Origin of the sequence: Paenarthrobacter sp. NPDC091669, assembly GCF_044756725.1 — a bacterium.
Taxonomy (GTDB): domain Bacteria; phylum Actinomycetota; class Actinomycetes; order Actinomycetales; family Micrococcaceae; genus Arthrobacter; species Arthrobacter bambusae_C.
The window spans coordinates 321,004-341,490 of the sequence record NZ_JBIVTK010000002.1; the positions used below are offsets into that span (position 1 = coordinate 321,004).

Consider the following 20,487-nt stretch of genomic DNA (forward strand, 5'->3'; position numbering starts at 1 on the left):
GGACACAAAGACGCCGCGTTGAGCCTGATGAACAACAGCGACAGGCGGGCCGGACATGACTGGCGCGTCCCGCCGTCGGACGTCATACTGTTGGACCCCACAGTCATATGGGGTTTAGTTCGTATTGATCCTCACAACCGGGCGTATTTCTTCGCCGTGCGGCCCGCCTGACGGATACGGTAGATACATGACGTCTAGCATCGCCGCCGAGTCCATTCGGCCTACCCGCAACATTCCCGCTGATATCGCCCGTTCGTGGCTCCTTGTGAACGCCATGAAAACGGAGCTTTTTGACGAATCTGCGGGTTCACGGGCCGACGCCATCATCCTGGACATCGAAGACGCCGTGGATCCCTCACAGAAGGACATGGCCCGCGAGAATGTCGTTAACTGGCTGACCGCCGGTGGCCAGGCCTGGGTTCGAATCAATGACGCCACCAGCCCGTTCTGGGCCGACGACCTCGCCGGGCTCCGCGGCACCCCTGGCCTGCTCGGCGTGATGCTGGCCAAGACCGAATCCGCTGACCAGGTCACCGAGTCCTACCACCGCATGGACGGCAAGACTCCCGTGATCGCACTGGTTGAGTCCGCCCTCGGCATCGAGGAAGCCAACCACATTGCCCGTGCCCAGGGTGCCTTCCGCCTTGCTTTCGGCTCCGGCGATTTCCGCCGCGACACCGGCATGGCGGCAACCCCGGAAGCCATGGCCTACCCGCGCGCCAAGCTGGTTGTCGCCAGCCGCGTGGGCAACTTGCCGGGCCCCATCGACGGCCCCACTGTCGGCACCAACCACCCCATCCTGCGCGAGCAGACCGGCATCACCGTGACCATGGGCATGACAGGCAAGCTGTGCCTGGCCATCGACCAGACCACCGTGATCAACGAGGTCATCAGCCCTACGCCGTCCGACGTCGCCTGGGCCACCGACTTCATGAACGACTTCGAAGCCAACGGCCGCGTCATCCGCGACGGTTCGGACCTCCCGCGTTTGGGCCGTGCCGAGAAAATCATGAAGCTCGCAGTGGCCTTCGGAGTCCAGCCTTCCTTGTAAGCATGCTGGTTCACGGAGTCGTTTGGGACTCTGCTTCCCCGGCGTTGAGATTGTTCTCGCCGGACGCGGAGTTCACTGACATCGCGTTGGCCCGGGGCTCAGCCCTGGGCCTGCGCGTTATCCCCGGTCTGTGGTGCCTGGGCCATACCAAGGTCCACGGTCCGGGGGACCGCACGCATGTTCCGTGCCGCGGCAGTTCCCCGGCGGAGCGTGGCAAGCAATGCGGGGCCTGCTTTGCCCGCGACGACTCCCGGCTCATGCACGACTTCCATCGCGGCACCTCGGTGCCCACAGGCCTGCGGGCCTATCTGATGCAGCCGCACTGGCTCTACGTGGCCACTTTTGCGAACGGTGCCACCAAAGTGGGTACGGCCTCAGCACAGCGCAAATGGAACCGGCTGGCCGAGCAGGGGGCGGTGCACGCTTCCTACGTGGCCCACGCCGAGGACGGCCGTGTTGTTCGCATTCTCGAGGACATGGTCACGCGCGAACTCGGCCTCGTCCAGCAAATCCGTTCCGCCTCCAAGGCCGCCGGCCTCGTGGAGCCGCGCGCCGGCGTCGAGCTTTTGGCGTTGAACCGTCAGCACGCCGGGCGGGTGCGTGAGTTGCTGGGCGGGCTCGCGATGACCGGCAATTCCGTTGTGGAGGAAGAGTGGGACCGGCCCGCGCTGGCAGACCGGCTTTGTGATGCCGCCGACGACGGGCGTCGCCACCCATACCCGGTAGCGTTCGACGCCGGCGGGCACGGCCTGCGGGTCCACGCCCTGTCCGGGGCCATCGCCCTGGCAGGTCTTCCCGACGCTTCAGGTGTAGAGGTGGAGGGCAGCTTCGTGGCGGACCTGGGCGCGTTGAAAGGCCGCAAGATCGAGTTCGGCCCGTACCTCACGGAAATCCCGGCGCTGCAGGATTCCCTTTTCTAACGCCCTTTTCTGGGTACGGCGAGGGGCGACGTCTCTAATCGGCGAGGGGCGACATCTCGGCAGAAAAGAGCCCCCCTTTCAGTTGAAATCCAACCCCTCGGCAAGGCCTCCCCGTTGTGGGGCCCGCTGTGCGGGGTATTTCGCGCTCTGAGGGCGCAGAGCGGGCCTCACAACGCCCCGGCCGCAACGCCCCGGTAGACTTGGACGGTGCTGAACGAATTCTGGGCCACCGCCTCCACCTCCTACAAAGTGCTGGTTTTCGGCGCCATGGGGTTGATCGCCGTCGGGCTTATCCTGTCCATCGTGGGGAACACGTCCGGCAACCAAGGGCTGGCCATGGCGTCGCTGCCCGTCATTGGCGTCGGGCTGCTGCTGCATGTCACGGGGCTGGTCATCCGAGGCCAGAAGATCCGTAAGAGCTACAAGAAGTAACGGCCACCCAAAGAAGGCGCTGCCTCCAAGCCCTCGCAGCCCGATAGGGTTGGAGCATGAGTATCAATCCGGACCTGCAGGGCCGAAGCTACCCTGCCGCAGAGGTATATGACGTCGGCCGCGAAAAGATCCGCGAGTTTGCCAAGGCTGTGAAAGCCAACAATCCCGCACATTTCGAGGTTGAGGCCGCCAAGGCCCTGGGACACAGCGACCTCGTAGCACCGCCAACGTTCGCCATCATCGTTGCCCAGCGTGCTGATGCCCAGCTGGTGGAGGACCCGGAATCGGGGATCGACTTCTCGCGCGTGGTCCACGCAGACCAGCGGTTCACGCACCACCGCCCCATCGTCGCCGGTGACCAGTTGGTGGCCGAACTTCATGTGGACGGCGTCCGTGCCATGGGCGGGGGAGCCATGATCACCACCCGCTCCGAGATTTCCACCGTGGCAGGCGAGAAAGTTGCCACCACCACCTCATCCATCCTGGTCCGCGGAGAGGGACAATAACCATGAGCCCCACATTCGAAGAACTGACGGTCGGCCAGGAAATCGGCACCCGCAGCATCGAGGTCTCCCGCCAGGACCTGGTCAAGTATGCGGGTGCCTCCGGCGACTTCAACCCCATCCACTGGAACGAAGCATTCGCAACCTCGGTAGAGTTGCCGGGCGTTATCGCCCACGGCATGTTCACCATGGGTGCCGCCGTGCAGTTGGTGAGCGACTGGGCAGGCGACCCGGCCGCCGTCGTCGATTACCAGACCCGTTTCACCAAGCCGGTGCTGGTCACCGATACGACCGGAACCGATGAGGCCGGCGCGGTCATCGACGTCACCGGTGTGGTGGGAGCGCTCGACGCCGATGCCCGCACCGCCCGCATTGACCTCACCGTTGTGGCAGCAGGACTGAAGGTCCTCATGAAATCCCAGGCGGTCGTGAAGGTCTCTTGAATCACCTGAACACCACTCAACGGCGCGCCACACCGACTGAAATGTCGCGGTGGCGCGCCGCTGTTCTTGCTTCCTACGCCGCCAGCGGCATTGCTTTCGCAACGTGGGTCTCCCGCCTGCCCGCCATCCGTGACGGACTGAACCTCACACCGGGCGGCATCGGCCTGCTGCTGATGTGCATGACCGTGGCCTCCTTCATCTCCATCTCGGCCTCGGGACTGATCGTGCTCAGGATGGGGCCGAAACTCACCACGAGGATCGGCAGCTGCATGGTGGGCGCCGGCTTGGTCACCGTGGGCTTTGGCGCGTCCATCGCGGCAAGTCCCCTGGTGGTGGCAGCAGGTTTAGTGGTGCTCGGTCTGGGCACGGCAAGTTGGAACACCGCCTCCAATGTTGAGGGAGCTGCGCTGGAACGCGCGTTGGACCGGCACATCATGCCGCACCTCCATGGAGCATTCAGTCTCGGCACTGTGGCCGCAGCCGGTTTTGGTGCCTGGGCGGCTGCGGTGCACATGCCGGTCTTCTGGCATTTCCTGATCTCCGGCGTTGTGGTCACCACCTCCGTGGTGACCGCCGGTTTCTGGTTCCGCGCGGAAAAGACAGCTGCTGCTACGCACACTTACCGGCCGGATGAAACGGACACTTTCCAGGACCCCTCCACCGGTCCGTTGCCCATCATCACCGGGTCCCCGGAGACGCGACCCGAACCAGGCAAAGCCGCTGCCCCACTCGACAACAAGCGGCTCGTGGCCCTTGCATGGCGTGACCGCAGAACCCTCCTGATCGGCGTCCTGGTCCTCGGCCTGGCGTTGGCCGAGGGAGCTGCGGGGGACTGGGTGGCATTGGCGCTTGCCGACGGCCACGGGCAGTCCGATGCCGCAGGCGCAGTTGGTTACGGACTGTTCGTCACCTTCATGACCATCGGTCGTTTCGCCGGCACGTCCATCCTCGACCGGTTTGGCCGTGTGGTGGTGATGCGCTGGTGCTCGGCGACCGCCGTCGTGGGTCTTGCGCTCTTTGTCTTTTCGCCTGTTCCATGGCTGGCGTTTGTAGCGCTGGCTATCTGGGGCCTTGGTGCCTCGCTTGGTTTCCCGGTGGGGATGTCCGCCGCTGCCGATGACCCCGTCCACGCCGCTGCCCGGGTTTCGGTGGTCTCCACCATCGGCTACGGGGCCTTCCTGTGCGGGCCTCCACTGTTGGGCCTGTTGGCCGAACACTTCGGCATCCTGCACTCTTTGTTGGCGCCGTTGGTGCTCTTGGTGGTCAGTTTCTTCCTGGCCCCGCTTTCCGGGCAGCAGAACGACAAGTCCATCCAGCCCAACGAAGCCCGTTAGGCTTAATGGGTGACCCAAACACTGCTTTCTGAACTGACCACTGCTGCTGTCGGCGGCCCCGCGGGCAACTATGTTGAGGCCCGTACCGAGGCAGAGATTATCGACGCCGTCCGTTCGGCTGACGTTGCGGGCCGGAAACTCCTGATCATCGGCGGCGGGTCCAACCTCCTGATCTCGGACGAAGGCTACCCAGGGACTGTGCTGAAGATTGCCTCCCAGGGCTTCACGGTGAACTCCGAGGACAGCTGTGGCGGTGTGTCGGTGGTGGTACAGGCGGGCCACAACTGGGACGCATTGGTTGAACATTCCGTGCTGCACGCCTGGTCCGGGCTGGAAGCACTCTCCGGTATTCCGGGTGCCACGGGAGCCACTCCTGTGCAGAACGTGGGCGCCTACGGTTCGGACGTTTCACAAACCATTGCCGCCGTGCGGACCTGGGATCGTGAACGCAACGCAGTTCAGACGTTTACCAACTCCGAACTGAAGTTCGGGTACCGCGACTCCATCCTGAAACAGACCACGGTTGAGGGCTCGCCCCGCTACGTGGTGCTGACTGTGGAATTCCAGTTGCCGCTGGGACGGATGAGCGCCCCCATCCGCTACGCCGAGTTGGCCCGCGTGCTGGGCGTGGAGGCAGGCAAGCGTGCCTACTCCAACGATGTCCGGAGGGAGGTCCTCCGGCTCCGCGCATCCAAGGGCATGGTTCTGGATGCAGCAGACCGGGACACCTATTCAACGGGTTCCTTCTTCACCAACCCGATCGTGGAGGCAGAACGCGCTGCAGAGTTGCCGGATAACGCACCCAAGTATCCCGCCGGCGAGGACGGGCTCGTGAAGCTTTCCGCTGCCTGGTTGATCGACCACGCCGGGTTCGGCAAGGGCTTTGGGCTGGAGGAATCGAGCGTCTCTGGCGGCAGGGCTTCCCTTTCCACGAAGCACACCCTCGCCATCACCAACCGGGGAACAGCCTCGGCAGCGGACATGGTGGCCATCGCGCGCGAGGTGAGGGCCGGCGTCGTCGAACGTTTTGGCATTGAACTGCACCCGGAACCGTTGCTGATCGGCGTTTCGCTTTAGTTCATTCACAGCTCATGAGGGTATGACATGGATTTTTCGGTCGAGATCCAACCCCTCGGCGAAGCGCCGGGACGGAAACCTAGCGTGTACGCCGCTCTGCAATCGGCAGGATCTTGTTGAGCAACAGGAACGTCAGCCCGCAACTGACCGAGCCCAGCAGGAAGATCTGGCTGAACGCAATACTCTGCGGCGATGGTCCGCTGGGCATGTACAGGCTGGCAGCGGCGAAGCCCACCAAGCCCAGGAGCATGACGATGGCTCCCAGCAGGAAGCTGCGGACCTGTGCGGCGGCCGCCGGGTAGAACCAGGGTTCGGGGGCGTCGTCGTCGCGGTCTGACACGGGCTGGCTGGCTGCGGCGGTTCCGATGAGGAGCGCGGCCGCGGCGGTCGCTACGAGGCTGGCTGTCTGGATGGCCCGCATTGACGGGGAGAGGCTGACACCCGTTCCCACGGCGACGATCAGTCCGGCGCCAAGTCCCACCAGAGTGCAGAACCAGCCGGCGGTAGCCAACCACCGGCTCATCGGCCGCACAAACGGTGCAAGATCTCCAAAAAGCATGAATCCATCCTAGAATCCGCTGCTGGGTGAGGGCTGGGAGGCGCGGCAAGGTTCCCTGTGCATGCGGGTCCTTTTAGGATGAAGCATGCCTGCAGCCCTCAAAAATCCCAGTCCGCGCGTCATGGGCCGTTTGCGGCTTGCCAGCCAAGGCCTGTTGGCCGGGGGCTTTCCCTCGGTTGCTGATGCGGTTCGTTGGATGACGGCCATGCAGGCCCAGGACCTTGGCCATGCGTTGTGGGCCGTGGGGCAGCGCGTGCCCGGCACCCGGGCCTCGGACGTCAGGGCTGCCCTCGACGCCGGGACGGTGGTCCGCTCGTGGCCCATGCGCGGGACCTTGCATCTTCTCGCCCCCGAGGATCTCCGGTGGATCCTGGGTATCACCAGTGACCGCCTCATGTCCATGGTGGCCGGACGGCATCGTGAACTCGGCATTACCCAGGACGACATCAGCCATTGCCGGGACATCGCGGTCAAAACCACGGAGGTGCTGAAAGCAACGGAGGGCGCACACGGCGCAACCCGGGAGCAGCTCTTCCAAGCGTTTGAGGAAGCTGGCCAGAGCACCACAGCCCAGCGCGGGATCCACTTGCTGGGGAGCTTGTGCCAGCGCGCTTGGCTGGTGCAGGGGCCGATGGCCGCATCCAGCGGGAAGGCGGGCGTGCAGCAACTGTTTGTGCCCTTTGAGGAGTGGATACCTGAGTCCAGGGACGTTGGCCGTGAAGAAGGCATCGCCGAGCTGCTGTTCCGCTATCTCAGGAGCCACGGCCCGGCCACCATCAAGGACTTTTCGTGGTGGAGCCAAGTGCCGCTCACTGAGGCGCGCGCGGCCCTCACCACCCTGCATGACCGTCTGGTTGAGGTGTCGCTGGACGGCACCAGTTATTGGTTGTCACCTGAGACGGCGGCACTGCTCGACGACGGCGTCCCCGGCTCACGCTCGTTGCTGGCTCTTCCCGGGTTCGATGAGTACCTTCTCGGTTACCAGGACCGGAGCCTGGTACTCGCGCCCGAGTACGCCGAACGGGTAGTGCCGGGCAAGAACGGGGTTTTCAAGCGCATCATCGTCTCCGGCGGGGAAGTGGTGGGAACGTGGGCCAGAACCGTGAGCGGGAAGTCCGTGGGCGTGGCGCCGGAGCCGTTCGAGGGGCAGTTGGGGACAGCCGCCGGACGTTCGTTCGAGGCTCAGGGGAGGGCGTACCTGAAGTTCATGGCCGGCTGAAGGATGGTGGCCGATCCCGCCGGCTGAACACACCCTGAGACGTAGAGAACCCGCTGTTCCGTTGCTGGGCAGCAGCGGAACAGCGGGTTGTCAACAAGCCGGGGCGTGATGCCTAGAGCTTGCCCGTCACAATGTTGAGCATGCGGCGCAGCGGCTCGGCTGCACCCCAGAGGAGCTGGTCGCCTACGGTGAAGGCGCTGATGTATTCCGGACCCATTTCGAGCTTCCGGATACGGCCCACGGGGATGTCCAGCGTTCCGGACGCGGCCACGGGGGTCAGGTCAGCCATGGAGGCTTCCTTGGTGTTGGGAACAACCTTGGCCCACTCGTTGTCCTTGGCCAGGAGGTTCTCGATTTCGGTCACGGACAGGTCTTCGCGCAGCTTGAGCGTGAGGGCCTGGGAATGTGAACGCATGGCTCCGATGCGGATGCACAGGCCGTCCATGGCGATGTGGTCCTTGCCGGCGGTGCCGTTTCCGGTGCCGAGGATCTTGTTGGTCTCCACCCCGGCCTTCCATTCTTCCTTGGACTGGCCGTTGCCGAGGTCGGCATCGATCCAAGGGATCAGCGACCCGGCCAGCGGCACGCCGAACTGGGTGGCGTCAACGCCGGTGCGCTGTGCAGCGAGGACCTTATGGTCGATTTCGAGAATGGCCGACGCCGGATCGTCCAGTTCGCTGCTGACCTCGTTGTTGAGGGTGCCGAACTGGTTGAGAAGCTCGCGCATATGGCGTGCGCCGCCACCTGAGGCTGCCTGGTACGTCATGGAGGTTCCCCACTCCACCAGGTTGTTCTTGAACAGGCCGCCGAGGCCCATCAGCATGCAGGAGACCGTACAGTTGCCGCCGATGAAGTCCTTCACGCCACCGGACAGTCCGGCGTCGATCACGTCGCGGTTGATGGGGTCCAGCACAATGATCGAATCGTCGTTCATGCGCAGGGTGGAAGCAGCATCGATCCACAGGCCGTCCCAGCCGCGGTTGCGGAGTTCGCCGTGGACTTGCTTGGTGTAGTCCCCACCCTGGGCGGTGACAATAATCGGCAGCTTGGCCAGCGTCTCAATATCGAACGCATCCTCGAGCTTGCCAGCCCCTTCAGCGAACGACGGGGCGGCACCTCCTGCGTTCGAGGTGGAGAAAAATACCGGGTTGATGTTGGCGAAGTCGTTCTCGTCCTGCATGCGCTGCATCAGGACGGAGCCGACCATGCCACGCCAACCGACCAGTCCAACGGACGGATTAGCTGCTGTAGTCATTCACCCAGTCTAAACTTTCGCAGCGCAGAGCCGCTGTTGGTTACGTCACGCACGCACTGCACGACGACGGCACCCGCCCAGGTGCCCCGGTGGGCTTAGCGCGGTGGCTGGAGGTTGCCGGCGTCGTGCTCGTGCAGCAACAGGGCCTTGCGCTTACGCAGGGCGAAGAAGGCACCAAAGGTGAATACCTGGGTGACGACGATCAGCACGATGATGCCGGCAATCCGGTTCCCGCCAAGGATCATGGTCAGTCCCACGATGGCGGAGATCAGGGCGAAGAGCGGCAGCAGCATATAGCCCAGTACAAAGAGGGTTTCAGGTTTCTTCAGCATGCTCAGCGTTCCTGGCTTTCCGGGTTTGTGTTCCGGCGCCACGTGGTGAACCGGTAGTTGGTGCCGTTCTTGGCGGTGAGCCAGCCCTCGGAGGGGGCTACGGCGTCGAAGGTCCACTCATCGCCGAGCTCGGGGGCGTAGGTGTCGCCCTCCACCTCGGTATCGATGATGGTGATGACCGCCAGATTGGCGATGCCCATGGACTGTCGATAAATCTCGCCGCCGCCGACGATCCACACCTTCTGGCCGCCGGGTGCGAACTGAGACTCCAGCAGGGCAGCATCAAGGGAGGAAACCACGACGGCGCCCTCCGCCTCGGGTGTGGAAGCCCACTCCGCGTTGCGGGTCACTACGATGTTGGTACGGCCCGGCAGCGGACGGTATTTGGCGGGGAATGACAGCCACGTCTTGCGGCCCATGATGACGGGGTGGCCGGTGGTGAGCTGGCTGAAGTGTTTCAGGTCTTCGGGAAGGCTCCACGGCATGGAGCCGTCCTTGCCGATCACGCCGGACGTGGTCTGGGCCCACACCATGCCGATGCCCGTCATGCGGGCTGCGGTTTCCTGGGTGAAGATCACGCCGGGAAGCTGGGAAGGGGTCTCGGGGGAAGGAGCGCTCATACGGCGATCGGTGCCTTGATGGTGGGGTGGTGGCGGTAGTCCACAACCTCAAAGTCGTCCAGCGTGTAGTCGAAGATCGAGTCCGGCCTCCGCAGGATCTTGAGCTGCGGGTAGTCGAAGGGCTCACGGCTGAGCTGCTCGGCAACCTGGTCCACGTGGTTGTCGTAGACGTGGACGTCACCGCCGGTCCAGACGAATTCGCCAGGCTGGAGATCCAGTTGCTGCGCCACCATGCGGGTCAGCAGTGCATAGGAGGCAATGTTGAAGGGGACTCCCAGGAACGTGTCCGCAGAGCGCTGGTACAGCTGGCAGGATAGTTTGCCGTCGGCCACGTAGAACTGGAAGAACGCGTGGCATGGGGGCAATGCCATGTCCTTGAGCTCGGACACATTCCATGCTGACACGATGTGCCGCCGTGAATCAGGGTTGGCGGCGAGGTTGGTCATGAGCTCGGAGATCTGGTCAATGTGCCCGCCATCGGGGGTCGGCCAGCTGCGCCACTGGACGCCGTAGACAGGGCCGAGCTCGCCATCGGCGTCAGCCCACTCGTCCCAGATGGAGACGCCTTGGTCCTGCATCCACTTCACGTTGGAGTCCCCGCGGAGGAACCACAACAGTTCCACGGCCACGGACTTGAAGTGGACCCGCTTGGTGGTGATGAGCGGGAAGCTCTCGGCGAGGTCGAACCTCAACTGACGGCCGAAGACGCTGCGCGTTCCGGTTCCGGTGCGGTCCGACTTGTGTGTGCCGTTGGCCATGACGTCGCGCAGAAGGTCTTCATACGGGGTGGGGATGCTCACGGCTCCAGCTTACTGGTCAGCCTGCCTCGAACCAGATCTATGAGAGTGTCGTCACGAATGCCCGCGTCGCGGGCCGTCCGGATCAAACCGTCGACGGCGGCCATCACCGCGGCGTTGGCCCAGACAGCGCCGTGGGGCGCCTGAGGCGGGCCGACGACGACAGTCCCGTTCCGTCGTCGTGATTCAATCAGTCCGGCCTGCTCAAGTTCCTTATAGGCGCGGGCCACGGTTCCCGCCGCGATGCCGAGGTCGGCGGCCAGGCTGCGGACTGTGGGCAGGCGGTTCCCGGGCTCCAGGATCCCTACCGTGATAAGTGAGCTGAGCTGCCGGCGGATCTGCTCGAACGGCGGGACGGGATCCGACAGGTCCACCGTGATCCCGGGGGTCATTGTGCGTGCTCTCCTTGCTTGGCGGCGCGACCCCGCGGAATGGTCCGGAACAGGCTCCGCACCGGCGTCACGGCGACGAGGAGCGCCATGATGGCAAGGACAATGCCGATGGGGATCGCAGGGCTGGGGCCGAGTGGATCCGGTCCGGGTGCGGACGGGAACACTCCGTACCAGGCGTTGCCGGTGCTGATCAGCAGCGTGGCCGCCTGCCCCAGGCAATACGCTGCCAGAGTCCGGACGATCCTGTACATACTGATGGCGCGAAGGGCGGCATCCAGCCCGGCGTTGCCGCCTGTTTCGGGGATACCACGACGCCGGCGCACGGCCAGGATTGCTCCGGCGCCGACCAGCGCCACCACCACGGAGACGAGAACCGCTGCCGGCCAGGCCTTGGGCCCAAACGGCTGCACCTCACCGGCTACAGCGAAAGCAACCGCCACGGCCAGCACCAGAGCGCTGCCGATCGCAAAGGAGAGCAGGCCCCTGGAAACGGGTTGCCGCGGCCAGTGAATCGGCGCGTCGGATGTCCCGTAGTTGCGGGCGATGAGGAGGTCGCCCGCAGCGATGGCGGCCAGGAGTAATAGAACCACCACGCCGGTCAGGACGGGGAAGGCCCAAGGTGAAAGTGATTGCGCAGGCAGCACGATCCCGGTGTAGCCCGCCACCAGCGCCAGCCCGCCCACGATGCCCAGGGCCGCTCCGATCGAAAGGCTGAGCCGCGCAGCCCGGTGGGTTCGGGGATCGGCGCGGAGCGAGGCGGCACTGGTGGTCTTGGCCACCCTGAGCAGCGACGGCAGCTCAGGAACCCGCCACCACCACATCATGAGGAGGACCGCCATGTTGAACAGGCCCAGGACGTTGAACCACGAGGACTGCCACAGTGCCCCCGGGGACGGTTGCGCTGCAAAGTTTCCAGCAATGGCTGCCAGCCCTGCGGCGATGGTCGCTACCGTCCGGAGCAAACGGTTGGTGGCGATGGCCCTGATGGTGCGGTTGTCCTCGCCGTCGAGCGTTTCGAGCTGGCGGCGGCGGGCGATCAGGAACAATACCAGGCACGTTCCAACCGCGAGGACCAGCAGCGCCCCGCCCAACCAGGAGGCCAACTCCCACCCGGGAATCCGGCCTTCCTGTCCTTGGCCCATATACCCGTTGTCCGGATACACGCTGCCCAGAGGCGGCGCCTGGCCTGGAGGCGTAGGCAGCACCGGCGTGTGGCCCGGGAGCGTGGCGATCCATGCGATGACCAGCGCCGAACCCGCGAAAATTGCGGCCGTGGTCCAGGCAAGTTTGCGGGGAAGGAAGTCCCTGATTCTGCGGACGGTCAGTTCTGCGTACCTGCGGGGCGCCTTGGGTGCAGGGTAGCTCAGTTGACCCAACGCATGGACGGCGAGGCAGGCGAGAATGGGCCAGCCGAGTGCGCCGGCGATCTGCTCGGGAGTGGAAGGTGCGCTTGCTCCGACGGGATTGACGCGAAGGATCCCCGTGTTCATGGCTCCCTGCAGGGAACTGGCCATCCACCCGATGATTCCCACCCATAGCCCATGCGAGGCAATGGATTGCGCGTCGGGCTTGGACCACACCTGCAGGCGAAGGAACAGGTAAACGATCACGGCGCCAACTGCAGGCCCAAGGAAAAGCAAGGGCGGCAGGTTTACATACACGGACAAGACCCCCCAGTCTTTTGTATCAATGTACTAAGTATTTGATACAAAAGCCTGGGGGTCAAGCACCGGAAACGGGTGGTACTAGTCGTCGAAAGGCTTGACCTGTTCCACGGAAACTATCTTCCGTTCAGATCCACGGGCCACCTGGCAGACAATCACTTCGCCGGGCGTCAGGTATGGGTCTGATGTCGGAAGGAGGGCTTTCAAGCTTTGCGACATGTGTTGTCCCAGCTGTTTCAGGGCAGTAGGAAGCGCAGGGCGGTGGGTGCAGACGGCGATCGGAACCTGTTTGTCGAACAAGGCCTCCACCGCTGCAGCAGTTTTCTTGGGGGAGCGCTGGTGGCTGTGCTCGGTGAGCGCCTCCACCAGTTTCACCTTGGCCCCGCTGGCCTTGGCGTAGGGGGCGATCGTGGCAACACACCGTGCCCAGGGGCTGGTAACCACCCGCTGCGGCTTCCACACCTCCAGGAGGCGCTGAACGGCAACAGCCTGCCGCTGGCCCGTCGCTGCCAACGGACGGTCGCCCTCGGCCTTGGTCCAGGAGGACCGCGGCTTGGCCTTGGCATGGCGGATCAGCACCAGCGGCCAGGTGTCCAGCTCACCGCGGATGTGCGCCTTCTCCAGGTATTCGAGCGGCTCCGTATCGGTGGGGTTGCTCAGGAATGCGGCCGCCCTGTCAGGGCTGCACCACATGACGCTGTCCACTTCCTTGCCGTCGGGCCTGAGCTGGGCTCCGTTGACCCGGACAGCCCAGTACCGGACCACCTTCAAACCCGCAGACACATGGTAGTGAATGGCGGGAAGCGGTATGCCCAAGGGAGCCTGGAGGCCAATCTCTTCCCACACTTCACGTGCTGCGCACTCAGGAACTGTTTCCCCGGCGTCGAGCTTTCCTTTGGGCCAGGACCAATCGTCGTACCGCGGCCGATGGATGAGGAGAACCTCAAGGGCACCCTTGTTGATCCGCCACGGAATGGCGCCGGCTGCTACAACAGCCACCGACTCGCCGGGGTGGTCAGTCTGATCCGCCACGGGGGTATCGCTGTTCAAGTGGTTCCTCTACCGCCGTGCCGATGCCCGCTGGCGCGAACGGGAGGCCAGGAGCCAGGACTGCATATCCAGCAATGCCTTGCCGTCCTGGTCCAAGTGGTGCCTGGTCCAGTGTCCGTGATCGTCCAAGTGCCAGCTGGCTGTCCCGTCGTCAACATAGCGACGCAGCAGGTCCATGACAGTAGCTGTGTCTTCCTTGCTGGCCAGTTGCACCAGCGCCTCTACGCGGCGGTCCAGGTTGCGGTGCATCATGTCGGCGGAGCCGATGTACACCACGGGCTCGCCGCCGTTGCCAAAAGCAAAGACGCGTGAGTGTTCCAGGAAGCGACCCAGGACGGAACGGACCCTGATGTTCTCGCTGAGTCCCGGCACGCCAGGGCGCAGGGAGCAGATGCCGCGTACCACGACGTCAACCTTCACACCGGCCTGCGAGGCCCGGTAGAGGGCGTCGATGATGGCTTCATCCACCATCGAGTTGACCTTGATCTGTACCAATCCGGGCACGCCTGCCTGGGCGTTGCGGATTTCGGTTTCAATCCTGTCCATCAAGCCGGCCCGAACGGATCGCGGTGCAACGAGCAACCTCTTGAACGTGGACTTCGGCGCGTAGCCGGAGAGCTGGTTGAACAGCTTGGACAAGTCCTCGCCCACTTGCTCGTTGGCTGTCAGAAGGCCAAGGTCTTCGTAGTAGCGGGCCGTGCGGGGGTGGTAGTTGCCGGTGCCGATGTGGCAATAGCGGCGGAGGCCGTCCACTTCCTGTCGAACCACCAGGGACAGCTTGCAATGGGTTTTCAGGCCAACGATGCCGTACACCACGTGGACGCCTGCCTGTTCCAGCTTGCGCGCCCAGGAGATGTTGGCCTGCTCATCAAAGCGGGCCTTGATTTCAACGAGGGCCAGGACCTGTTTGCCTGCCTCGGCCGCATCGATGAGGGCGTCAACGATGGGGGAGTCACCCGACGTCCGGTAAAGGGTCTGCTTGATGGCCTGCACCTTCGGATCCGCGGCCGCTTGTTCCAGGAATGCCTGGACCGAGGTGGAGAACGAGTCGTAGGGGTGGTGGAGCAGGATGTCCCTGCGGCGCATGGCGGCAAAGACGTTGGCGGCCTTCGAGGTCTCGGACTCGTTGAGGTAGCGGGAAGTGTGCGGGACATGCTTGGGATAGTGCAGGTCAGCGCGGTCAATGGCGCTGATGGCTGAGAGTCCGCGGAGGTCCAACGGCGCGGGAACGGAGTAGACCTCGGACTCTTCAACGCCGAGTTCACGGATCAGCAGGGCCTTGATGTTCGGGTTGATGTCCGTGGTGACTTCCAGCCGTACCGGCGGGCCGAAGCGGCGACGCAGGAGTTCCTTCTCCAAGGCCTGCAGGAGGTTCTCGGCGTCGTCCTCTTCAACTTCCAGGTCCTCATTGCGGGTGACGCGGAAGGTGTGGTGTTCCAGGACTTCCATGCCGGGGAAGAGCTTGTCCAGGTGGACGGCAATGACTTCTTCCAGCGCGATGAACCGGGCTACGCGGCCCGGGATGGCACCTGCGCGCGGTCCGTCCACGGAGATGAGGCGGGGGAGCTGGTCCGGAACCTTGACGCGTGCGAAGAGCTCTTTGTCGCTGATCGGGTTGCTGACGATCACGGCAAGGTTGAGGGAGAGGCCGGAGATGTAGGGGAAGGGGTGCGCAGGGTCTACGGCAAGCGGCGTCAGGATGGGGAAGACCTTCTCCTGGAACATGATGCTGATCCGGTGGCGGGCATCCTCATCCAGTTCATGCCAGTGCATGATGTGGATGTGCTCGTAAGCCAGCGCCGGTCGGATCTGCTCAGCGAAGACCCTTGCGTGACGCTCCTGAAGCCTGTGGGCCTCTTCGCTGATCTGTTCCAGCACCTCAATGGGGCTTAGTCCGGCCGGAGAAGGCACAGCCAGGCCTGTGGCGATACGCCTCTTGAGGCCGGCAACGCGGACCATGAAGAACTCGTCCAGGTTGGAGGCAAAAATCGACAGGAAACTGACACGTTCCAGCAGGAAAAGTTCAGGATCTTCGGCCAGTTCCAGCACGCGGGAGTTGAAGGCCAGCCAACTCAGCTCGCGGTCCAGGAACCGGTCCGGGGAGATGTCGCCTTCCGGCTCCAGGCTCGGTGCGAATTCCGGAATATCAATGCGGTCCTGGGTGGCACGCGAGGCCGGCACTTCCGAAGATCCGAAGCGTGGGGGCAAGGTTGCGCCCTTCGAGGTGGATCCGGCGGTGCCGACGGGGTCCGGCTGCATGGGGTTCTCCTAAGCTCAGGACGGGGTTTCCTCCCACATTACAAGCAATTGGGCTGCCCGAATCATAGATGTCATCGCCTTTCCGTCCGGCAATCACACCCGGTTAATTTTTGGTTAAAGGTCCATACATCACATCGGTGTCCCAGCGAACGAAGCCGAGTTTCTGATATAGGGCTACCGCAGCCTGGTTGTCGGCGTCCACGTACAGCATGACCGCATGCAGTCCTTTTTCCTGGAGGTGCTGGATTCCAGCGACCGTCAGGGCCTTGCCCAGACCCAGGCCTTGTGCCGCCGGAGTAACGCCCACCACATACACCTCGCCGATGGCCGGGTGCGGACCCTGCCGGGGATGGACTTTGGTCCAGTGGAAACCCAGGAGCTCCCCGTCGGTGTTGACGGCCAAAAGGAACCCCGCGGGATCGAACCAGTCCTCAGCCTTCCGGGCTTCGAGGTCGGCCAGGGTCATCGAACCCTGCTCGGGGTGGTGGGAAAACGCGGCGCGGTTGGCCGCCAGCCATGCTTGCTCGTCCTGGCCGGGCACGAAGGCGCGGAGGGAGACTCCGTCCGGCAGGCCGGCGTCGGGCAGTGCTGAAGCGGAGGACATGAGCCGCATCTTCCACAGCTCACGGACCGGCCCGTATCCGAAACGGGCGGCGAGCTCGGCGGCGGCCTCGTGGTTCCCGTGCGACCACGCACTGAGTCCGTCGAGGCTCCGCTTGCCCTGCAAGGCGCCCAGCAGCCTTCCGGCCACACCCTGGTTGCGGTAGCTCGGGTGGACGGCCAGCTCCAGCACGCCGCTTGAGTCGGGCGCTTCAACGACGACGGCGATGCCCGCCAGGTCTTCACCCGTGGCCGGATCGGAATCTTCGTCGGGTGCGTAAAGGGCCAAGGACAAGACCGAGTGGTCTCCGGAATCGACGCCGCGCAGCATCACCAGCGTCTGCTCCGAAAAAGGCGGATTCCCGTCGGACTCCTCAGCTGCGGCGGCGAGGGTCTTGACGTCCTTGAGGAGATCGGGGTCCAAGGCGCCGGCGATGATCAGGACGGGCCAGTTTTCGGGGTGCGCGTGACTCATGATGCAAGGCTATACGTCCGGGGCAAGGCCCGTGATTTGAAGTCCCGCTGGAACGGAGGTAGTCTCGTTATCTCGTTCGGCTTTGTAAGCCAGCGCAGGGGGGATCCACCAGTGGGGTGGCCTCGATACGTTCGACCCGTATGTCCTCCACCAAGAACATGAAAGAGGCCGGAATCCGCAGGGATTCCGGCCTCTTTCATGTGTCGCCGGGTCTTGTGGATGGTGCCGGGGCCGCTCAGGCCTCTGAGAGTTCGTCATCCGGGAGTCGCACCAGGGTGAGCCGGTAGCCAACGTTGCGGACCGTGCTGATCAGGTTCTCGTGATCCACTCCGAGCTTGGCGCGAAGCCGCCTGATGTGGACGTCCACGGTGCGGGTGCCACCGTAGTAGTCATAGCCCCAAACCTCGGTCAGCAGTTGTTGGCGCGTGAATACCCGCCCCGGGTGCTGTGCCAGGTACTTCAGGAGTTCAAATTCCTTGAACGTCAGGTTCAGGGGCTGGCCACTGACGCGGGCGGTATAGCTCGCTTCGTCAATCACGACGCCGGCAGCGCGGATCTCCGTCTGGGTTTCCTCTTCACCGGGAACCGCCCTTGCCATGGCGAGGCGAATACGGGCTTCCACCTCGGCCGGTCCGGCGGAGTCAAGCACAATGTCATCCACTGCCCAGGCCGAGGAGACGGCAGCCATGCCGCCCTCCGTGAGGATGAGCATGAGCGGAGCGCTGAGCCCGGTTGCTTTCAGCAGTTGGGTCAACGAGCGGGCCCCCACCAGATCCTTGCGGGCATCGAGGAAAACGATGTCCGTGGGGTCGGTCTCAAGCAGGGCCGTGGGTTCTGCCGGGAGGATGTGTACGCGGTGGTTCAGCAACTCCAAGGCAGGCAAAATGTCCACCGATGAGCCGGTGCTGTTCGTCAGGAGCAGGATGTGCGACATAGTTCCTCCAATGGGCTGTACGCGCATCATCGGGCGTCGAAACCGGAGATTCCCGGCCGGTCACAGCGCATTGGCAGCCTCTGCCCGTTGTAACGGGATCAAGGCCAATACAGTGCGCCGTTGAAGTCTGAGTATACCCATCAGTGCCCTGCGACACATGGATTCGTGACGGGCGGACACCGGAATTACGACATATTGGGCAGGGTTAAGGCAGGATTGTCGAGAGGTCGTAAGGCGCATCGGATTGAGGTCGGCACACAGTGAAGTCTTGGAGCATCGGGGTATTTGGACTCGTGGCGCTCATCGCCATCGTGGCCAGCACCTTCGTTTCCCGGGAAGCCATGGTGGGCGTCGGCATTGCTGCCTCCGCGGCCGTAGGGATTGGCTGGCCGCATTTCCTGGGCGTCCCTGCCAAGAAAACCCTGGCGGCGGTGATCGGGTTGGCCGGTGCGGGATCAGCCGTGACCGCGGCCTACCTTCCGGCTCCTGGATTCCTGGAAGGAACGCCGGCATTCATTGCCGTGGGCGTGATGGCGGTCTTCGTGGTCCAGCTCGTCCGTGGAACGGGGCAGGCGCAGCGACTGGAATCAACCCTCGGATGCTGCGCCGGCGTGCTGTTGAATTGCCTTGGCGCAGGGTGGATTGCCGGCGCGCGGTTCAACGGTGTGAAGGAGATGGTCCTGGTGGCCGGCCTGAGCGCGGCAGTGGCCCTGATGGTGGGAATCATCCGGTGGCCTGACCGCATCGTGGCTCCGCTGGGTGTGGTCATGGCCGGACTCATGGGTCCTCTCGCTGGTCTTGTATTCTCAGATATTGCAGTACTTCCCGCAGCGTTGGTTGGCGTGGTGGTCGGCTCCGTCCTGGTGTCCTTCCGGCGGATGACCACCCTTCGGCGCGGCCGCCTGAACATTCCGGCAGCCGTGGGAATGGGCGTTGCCCCGGTCTGGGCAGTGGGGGCCTTGGTGTACTTCATAGACAAACTACTCATCTACTAACGGTTAGGATGGCATCATGTCTGTACTCGCATTTGAAATCTTCTTCCTCGTTCTCCTTGGCCTGGCCAGCGTCGCCATGGCATGGTTTGCAGGTTTTGTCGTATACCGCCTTTTCAAGGGCCAGAAGTAAACTCTCTGATCCTGCTCTCCAACAGAGGTAGTCGTTGTGCCTATTGAGATCCCAACCGATCTGACGCCTGAACTCGTCCCCCTTTCCTGGCTCATTGGTGAGTGGGAAGGCCGCGGCCGGCTCGGCAGCGGTGACGAGGATTCCGAGCATTTCGTCCAGCACGTTTCCTTCACCCATAACGGCTTGCCGTACCTGCAGTACAGGGCCGAGACCTGGCTCAGTGACGACGACGGCGCAAAGTTGCGTCCGTTGACCGTCGAGACCGGGTTCTGGGCCTTGGAGCGGAAGCTCCAGGAAGGCGACGGCGGACCCGGCCTGATTCCGGCGGACATCGTCCCGGTCCTCAAGACCGCCGATGACGTGGAAGAGCGCCGCAACAAGGACGGCGGCTTCGACATTTCGGTGTCGATTGCGCACCCCGGCGGCATCACCGAGCTGTACTACGGTCAGATCAAGGGACCCCAGATCCAGCTGAGCACCGACATGGTGATGCGCGGGAGCCACTCCAAGGAATACACCGCAGCCACCCGGATCTTCGGCCTGGTGGACGGGAACCTCCTGTGGCGTTGGGATGTTGCTGCCAGCGGCAAAGCACTCGAAGCCCACGCCTCGGCATTCCTGCACAAGGTGTCCTGACCCGGGGCTTCACCGGACGTTCCAGCAAGCAGCCAGCGGAAGGAGCAGAAAGTGAACACCCACCCCAAGCCGGAAGGCTACGAGGGCCTCAAAGCCGTGTTCTTCAATGGCACGTTGAAACCTTCGCCGCAACCCAGCAACACGGACGGGCTGATCAAGATCAGCCGGGACATCATGGAGAAGCAGGGTGTCACTACCAAACTTGTCCGGACCGTTGACCATGACATCGCCAGCGGTGTCTATCCCGATATGCGCCAGCATGGCTGGAAGACGGACGAGTGGCCCGCTATCTACCCTGATGTCCGCGACGCCCACATCGTGGTGGTGGCCGGGCCCATCTGGTTGGGTGACAACTCCTCCCAAACCAAGAAACTTATCGAGCGGCTGTACGCGCACTCGGGCGAGCTGAACAGCAACGGCCAATGGGCGTTCTATCCCAAGGTGGGCGGCTGCCTCATTACGGGCAACGAGGACGGCATCAAGCACTGTTCCATGAATGTGCTGTACAGCCTCCAGCACGTCGGCTTCACCATCCCACCCCAGGCGGACGCCGGGTGGATCGGTCCTGTGGGTCCGGGCCCCAGCTATCTGGACGAAGGTTCGGGTGGGCCGGAGAGTGATTTCACCAACAGGAACACCACGTTCATGACCTGGAACCTGCTCCATATGGCCAAAATCCTCAGGGATGCCGGGGGCATCCCGGCTTACGGCAACCTGCCGGAGGAATGGAAAGCGGGTACCCGGTTCGACTTCGACAATCCGGAATACCGCTGACCTGAAATATTGCCATCCACGGAATACTGCTGAGTT

22 protein-coding genes are annotated in these 20,487 nt (G+C 63.7%); 11 read left to right on the top strand and 11 right to left on the bottom strand.

All coding sequences use genetic code 11. The features are described from left to right. The first annotated feature begins 187 nt into the window (after nt 1–187). The 7 genes from ACIQLI_RS04400 (at nt 188) to ACIQLI_RS04430 (ending at nt 5,760) form a co-directional block, all read left to right on the top strand. Nucleotides 188–1,051: a CoA ester lyase gene (locus ACIQLI_RS04400; protein WP_089595840.1), complete on the top strand. Its 864-nt coding sequence runs from the start codon at nt 188–190 to the stop codon at nt 1,049–1,051. 2 nt (nt 1,052–1,053) lie between these two features. Beyond that, complete coding sequence (locus tag ACIQLI_RS04405) at nt 1,054–1,971, top strand: DUF2797 domain-containing protein (RefSeq protein WP_400385435.1); 918 nt, start codon at nt 1,054–1,056, stop codon at nt 1,969–1,971. 207 nt (nt 1,972–2,178) lie between these two features. Further along, the gene (locus tag ACIQLI_RS04410) at nt 2,179–2,403 is read left to right on the top strand and encodes a DUF3188 domain-containing protein (protein ID WP_354230432.1); all 225 of its coding nucleotides are present in this window, start codon (nt 2,179–2,181) and stop codon (nt 2,401–2,403) included. A gap of 56 nt (nt 2,404–2,459) precedes the next feature. Next, entirely contained in the window at nt 2,460–2,909 is a 450-nt protein-coding gene (locus ACIQLI_RS04415) for a MaoC family dehydratase N-terminal domain-containing protein (protein ID WP_400385438.1), read from the top strand. Nucleotides 2,910–2,911: 2 nt separating this feature from the next. Continuing rightward, complete coding sequence (locus ACIQLI_RS04420; protein ID WP_400385440.1) at nt 2,912–3,349, top strand: MaoC family dehydratase; 438 nt, start codon at nt 2,912–2,914, stop codon at nt 3,347–3,349. Nucleotides 3,350–3,390: 41 nt separating this feature from the next. Beyond that, nucleotides 3,391–4,683, top strand: coding sequence for an MFS transporter (locus ACIQLI_RS04425; RefSeq protein ID WP_400385443.1), 1,293 nt, complete (start codon nt 3,391–3,393; stop codon nt 4,681–4,683). Nucleotides 4,684–4,692: 9 nt separating this feature from the next. Next, on the top strand, nt 4,693–5,760 hold the full coding sequence (locus ACIQLI_RS04430; RefSeq protein WP_400385446.1) for a UDP-N-acetylmuramate dehydrogenase: 1,068 nt from the start codon (nt 4,693–4,695) through the stop codon (nt 5,758–5,760). A gap of 79 nt (nt 5,761–5,839) precedes the next feature. On the opposite strand, the gene ACIQLI_RS04435 is transcribed toward ACIQLI_RS04430, so the two are convergent. Beyond that, complete coding sequence (locus ACIQLI_RS04435; RefSeq protein WP_089595836.1) at nt 5,840–6,319, bottom strand: hypothetical protein; 480 nt, start codon at nt 6,317–6,319, stop codon at nt 5,840–5,842. 85 nt (nt 6,320–6,404) lie between these two features. Between ACIQLI_RS04435 and ACIQLI_RS04440 the strand changes: the two genes are divergently transcribed. Next, nucleotides 6,405–7,538, top strand: coding sequence for a winged helix DNA-binding domain-containing protein (locus tag ACIQLI_RS04440; RefSeq protein ID WP_400385449.1), 1,134 nt, complete (start codon nt 6,405–6,407; stop codon nt 7,536–7,538). Between the two features lie 112 nt (nt 7,539–7,650). Here the strand turns inward: ACIQLI_RS04440 and asd are convergent, their stop codons facing one another. The 10 genes from asd to ACIQLI_RS04490 all read right to left on the bottom strand — a co-directional run bounded on the left by asd (nt 7,651) and on the right by ACIQLI_RS04490 (nt 17,916). Then, nucleotides 7,651–8,793: an aspartate-semialdehyde dehydrogenase gene (asd, locus tag ACIQLI_RS04445; protein ID WP_024817628.1), complete on the bottom strand. Its 1,143-nt coding sequence runs from the start codon at nt 8,791–8,793 to the stop codon at nt 7,651–7,653. Nucleotides 8,794–8,888: 95 nt separating this feature from the next. Further along, on the bottom strand, nt 8,889–9,125 hold the full coding sequence (locus tag ACIQLI_RS04450) for an NF038396 family protein (protein WP_400385453.1): 237 nt from the start codon (nt 9,123–9,125) through the stop codon (nt 8,889–8,891). A gap of 2 nt (nt 9,126–9,127) precedes the next feature. Beyond that, entirely contained in the window at nt 9,128–9,745 is a 618-nt protein-coding gene (locus ACIQLI_RS04455) for a dihydrofolate reductase (protein ID WP_400385456.1), read from the bottom strand. Next, on the bottom strand, nt 9,742–10,545 hold the full coding sequence (locus ACIQLI_RS04460; RefSeq protein WP_400385459.1) for a thymidylate synthase: 804 nt from the start codon (nt 10,543–10,545) through the stop codon (nt 9,742–9,744). The genes ACIQLI_RS04455 and ACIQLI_RS04460 overlap by 4 nt, the downstream gene beginning before the upstream one ends. After that, nucleotides 10,542–10,934: a GntR family transcriptional regulator gene (locus ACIQLI_RS04465; protein ID WP_400385461.1), complete on the bottom strand. Its 393-nt coding sequence runs from the start codon at nt 10,932–10,934 to the stop codon at nt 10,542–10,544. The genes ACIQLI_RS04460 and ACIQLI_RS04465 overlap by 4 nt, the downstream gene beginning before the upstream one ends. Next, a complete protein-coding gene (locus ACIQLI_RS04470; protein ID WP_400385464.1) occupies nt 10,931–12,601 on the bottom strand; it encodes a hypothetical protein in 1,671 nt (556 codons plus the stop codon). Before ACIQLI_RS04470 ends, ACIQLI_RS04465 begins: the two co-directional genes overlap by 4 nt. 78 nt (nt 12,602–12,679) lie before the next feature. Continuing rightward, nucleotides 12,680–13,648: an NUDIX hydrolase gene (locus tag ACIQLI_RS04475; protein ID WP_354230453.1), complete on the bottom strand. Its 969-nt coding sequence runs from the start codon at nt 13,646–13,648 to the stop codon at nt 12,680–12,682. A 9-nt stretch (nt 13,649–13,657) separates the two neighbouring features. Then, the gene (locus tag ACIQLI_RS04480; RefSeq protein ID WP_354230455.1) at nt 13,658–15,907 is read right to left on the bottom strand and encodes an RNA degradosome polyphosphate kinase; all 2,250 of its coding nucleotides are present in this window, start codon (nt 15,905–15,907) and stop codon (nt 13,658–13,660) included. 103 nt (nt 15,908–16,010) lie between these two features. After that, nucleotides 16,011–16,982, bottom strand: a complete 972-nt coding sequence (mshD, locus tag ACIQLI_RS04485; RefSeq protein ID WP_354230457.1) for a mycothiol synthase — start codon at nt 16,980–16,982, stop codon at nt 16,011–16,013. 235 nt (nt 16,983–17,217) lie between these two features. Next, on the bottom strand, nt 17,218–17,916 hold the full coding sequence (locus tag ACIQLI_RS04490) for a response regulator transcription factor (protein WP_018776718.1): 699 nt from the start codon (nt 17,914–17,916) through the stop codon (nt 17,218–17,220). Between the two features lie 260 nt (nt 17,917–18,176). Here ACIQLI_RS04490 and ACIQLI_RS04495 point away from each other — a divergent pair, with 260 nt between their 5' ends. The 3 genes from ACIQLI_RS04495 to ACIQLI_RS04505 all read left to right on the top strand — a co-directional run bounded on the left by ACIQLI_RS04495 (nt 18,177) and on the right by ACIQLI_RS04505 (nt 20,451). After that, nucleotides 18,177–18,911, top strand: a complete 735-nt coding sequence (locus ACIQLI_RS04495; RefSeq protein WP_089595825.1) for a permease — start codon at nt 18,177–18,179, stop codon at nt 18,909–18,911. 166 nt (nt 18,912–19,077) lie between these two features. Next, nucleotides 19,078–19,677 (top strand): FABP family protein, encoded by a 600-nt coding sequence (locus ACIQLI_RS04500; RefSeq protein ID WP_207594258.1) that lies wholly within the window; start codon nt 19,078–19,080, stop codon nt 19,675–19,677. Nucleotides 19,678–19,728: 51 nt separating this feature from the next. Beyond that, on the top strand, nt 19,729–20,451 hold the full coding sequence (locus ACIQLI_RS04505) for a flavodoxin family protein (protein WP_400385470.1): 723 nt from the start codon (nt 19,729–19,731) through the stop codon (nt 20,449–20,451). Nucleotides 20,452–20,487 lie beyond the last annotated feature (36 nt).

Bases quoted from the DNA above. Each gene is read 5' to 3' on its own strand.
- ACIQLI_RS04440 (WP_400385449.1), top strand. From the start codon at position 6,405: ATGCCTGCAGCCCTCAAAAATCCCAGTCCGCGCGTCATGGGCCGTTTG.
- ACIQLI_RS04400 (WP_089595840.1), top strand. From the start codon at position 188: ATGACGTCTAGCATCGCCGCCGAGTCCATTCGGCCTACCCGCAACATT.
- ACIQLI_RS04435 (WP_089595836.1), bottom strand. From the start codon at position 6,319: ATGCTTTTTGGAGATCTTGCACCGTTTGTGCGGCCGATGAGCCGGTGG.
- asd (WP_024817628.1), bottom strand. From the start codon at position 8,793: ATGACTACAGCAGCTAATCCGTCCGTTGGACTGGTCGGTTGGCGTGGC.
- ACIQLI_RS04480 (WP_354230455.1), bottom strand. From the start codon at position 15,907: ATGCAGCCGGACCCCGTCGGCACCGCCGGATCCACCTCGAAGGGCGCA.
- ACIQLI_RS04490 (WP_018776718.1), bottom strand. From the start codon at position 17,916: ATGTCGCACATCCTGCTCCTGACGAACAGCACCGGCTCATCGGTGGAC.
- ACIQLI_RS04405 (WP_400385435.1), top strand. From the start codon at position 1,054: ATGCTGGTTCACGGAGTCGTTTGGGACTCTGCTTCCCCGGCGTTGAGA.
- ACIQLI_RS04420 (WP_400385440.1), top strand. From the start codon at position 2,912: ATGAGCCCCACATTCGAAGAACTGACGGTCGGCCAGGAAATCGGCACC.
- ACIQLI_RS04450 (WP_400385453.1), bottom strand. From the start codon at position 9,125: ATGCTGAAGAAACCTGAAACCCTCTTTGTACTGGGCTATATGCTGCTG.
- ACIQLI_RS04455 (WP_400385456.1), bottom strand. From the start codon at position 9,745: ATGAGCGCTCCTTCCCCCGAGACCCCTTCCCAGCTTCCCGGCGTGATC.
- ACIQLI_RS04425 (WP_400385443.1), top strand. From the start codon at position 3,391: ATGTCGCGGTGGCGCGCCGCTGTTCTTGCTTCCTACGCCGCCAGCGGC.
- ACIQLI_RS04415 (WP_400385438.1), top strand. From the start codon at position 2,460: ATGAGTATCAATCCGGACCTGCAGGGCCGAAGCTACCCTGCCGCAGAG.
- ACIQLI_RS04465 (WP_400385461.1), bottom strand. From the start codon at position 10,934: ATGACCCCCGGGATCACGGTGGACCTGTCGGATCCCGTCCCGCCGTTC.
- mshD (WP_354230457.1), bottom strand. From the start codon at position 16,982: ATGAGTCACGCGCACCCCGAAAACTGGCCCGTCCTGATCATCGCCGGC.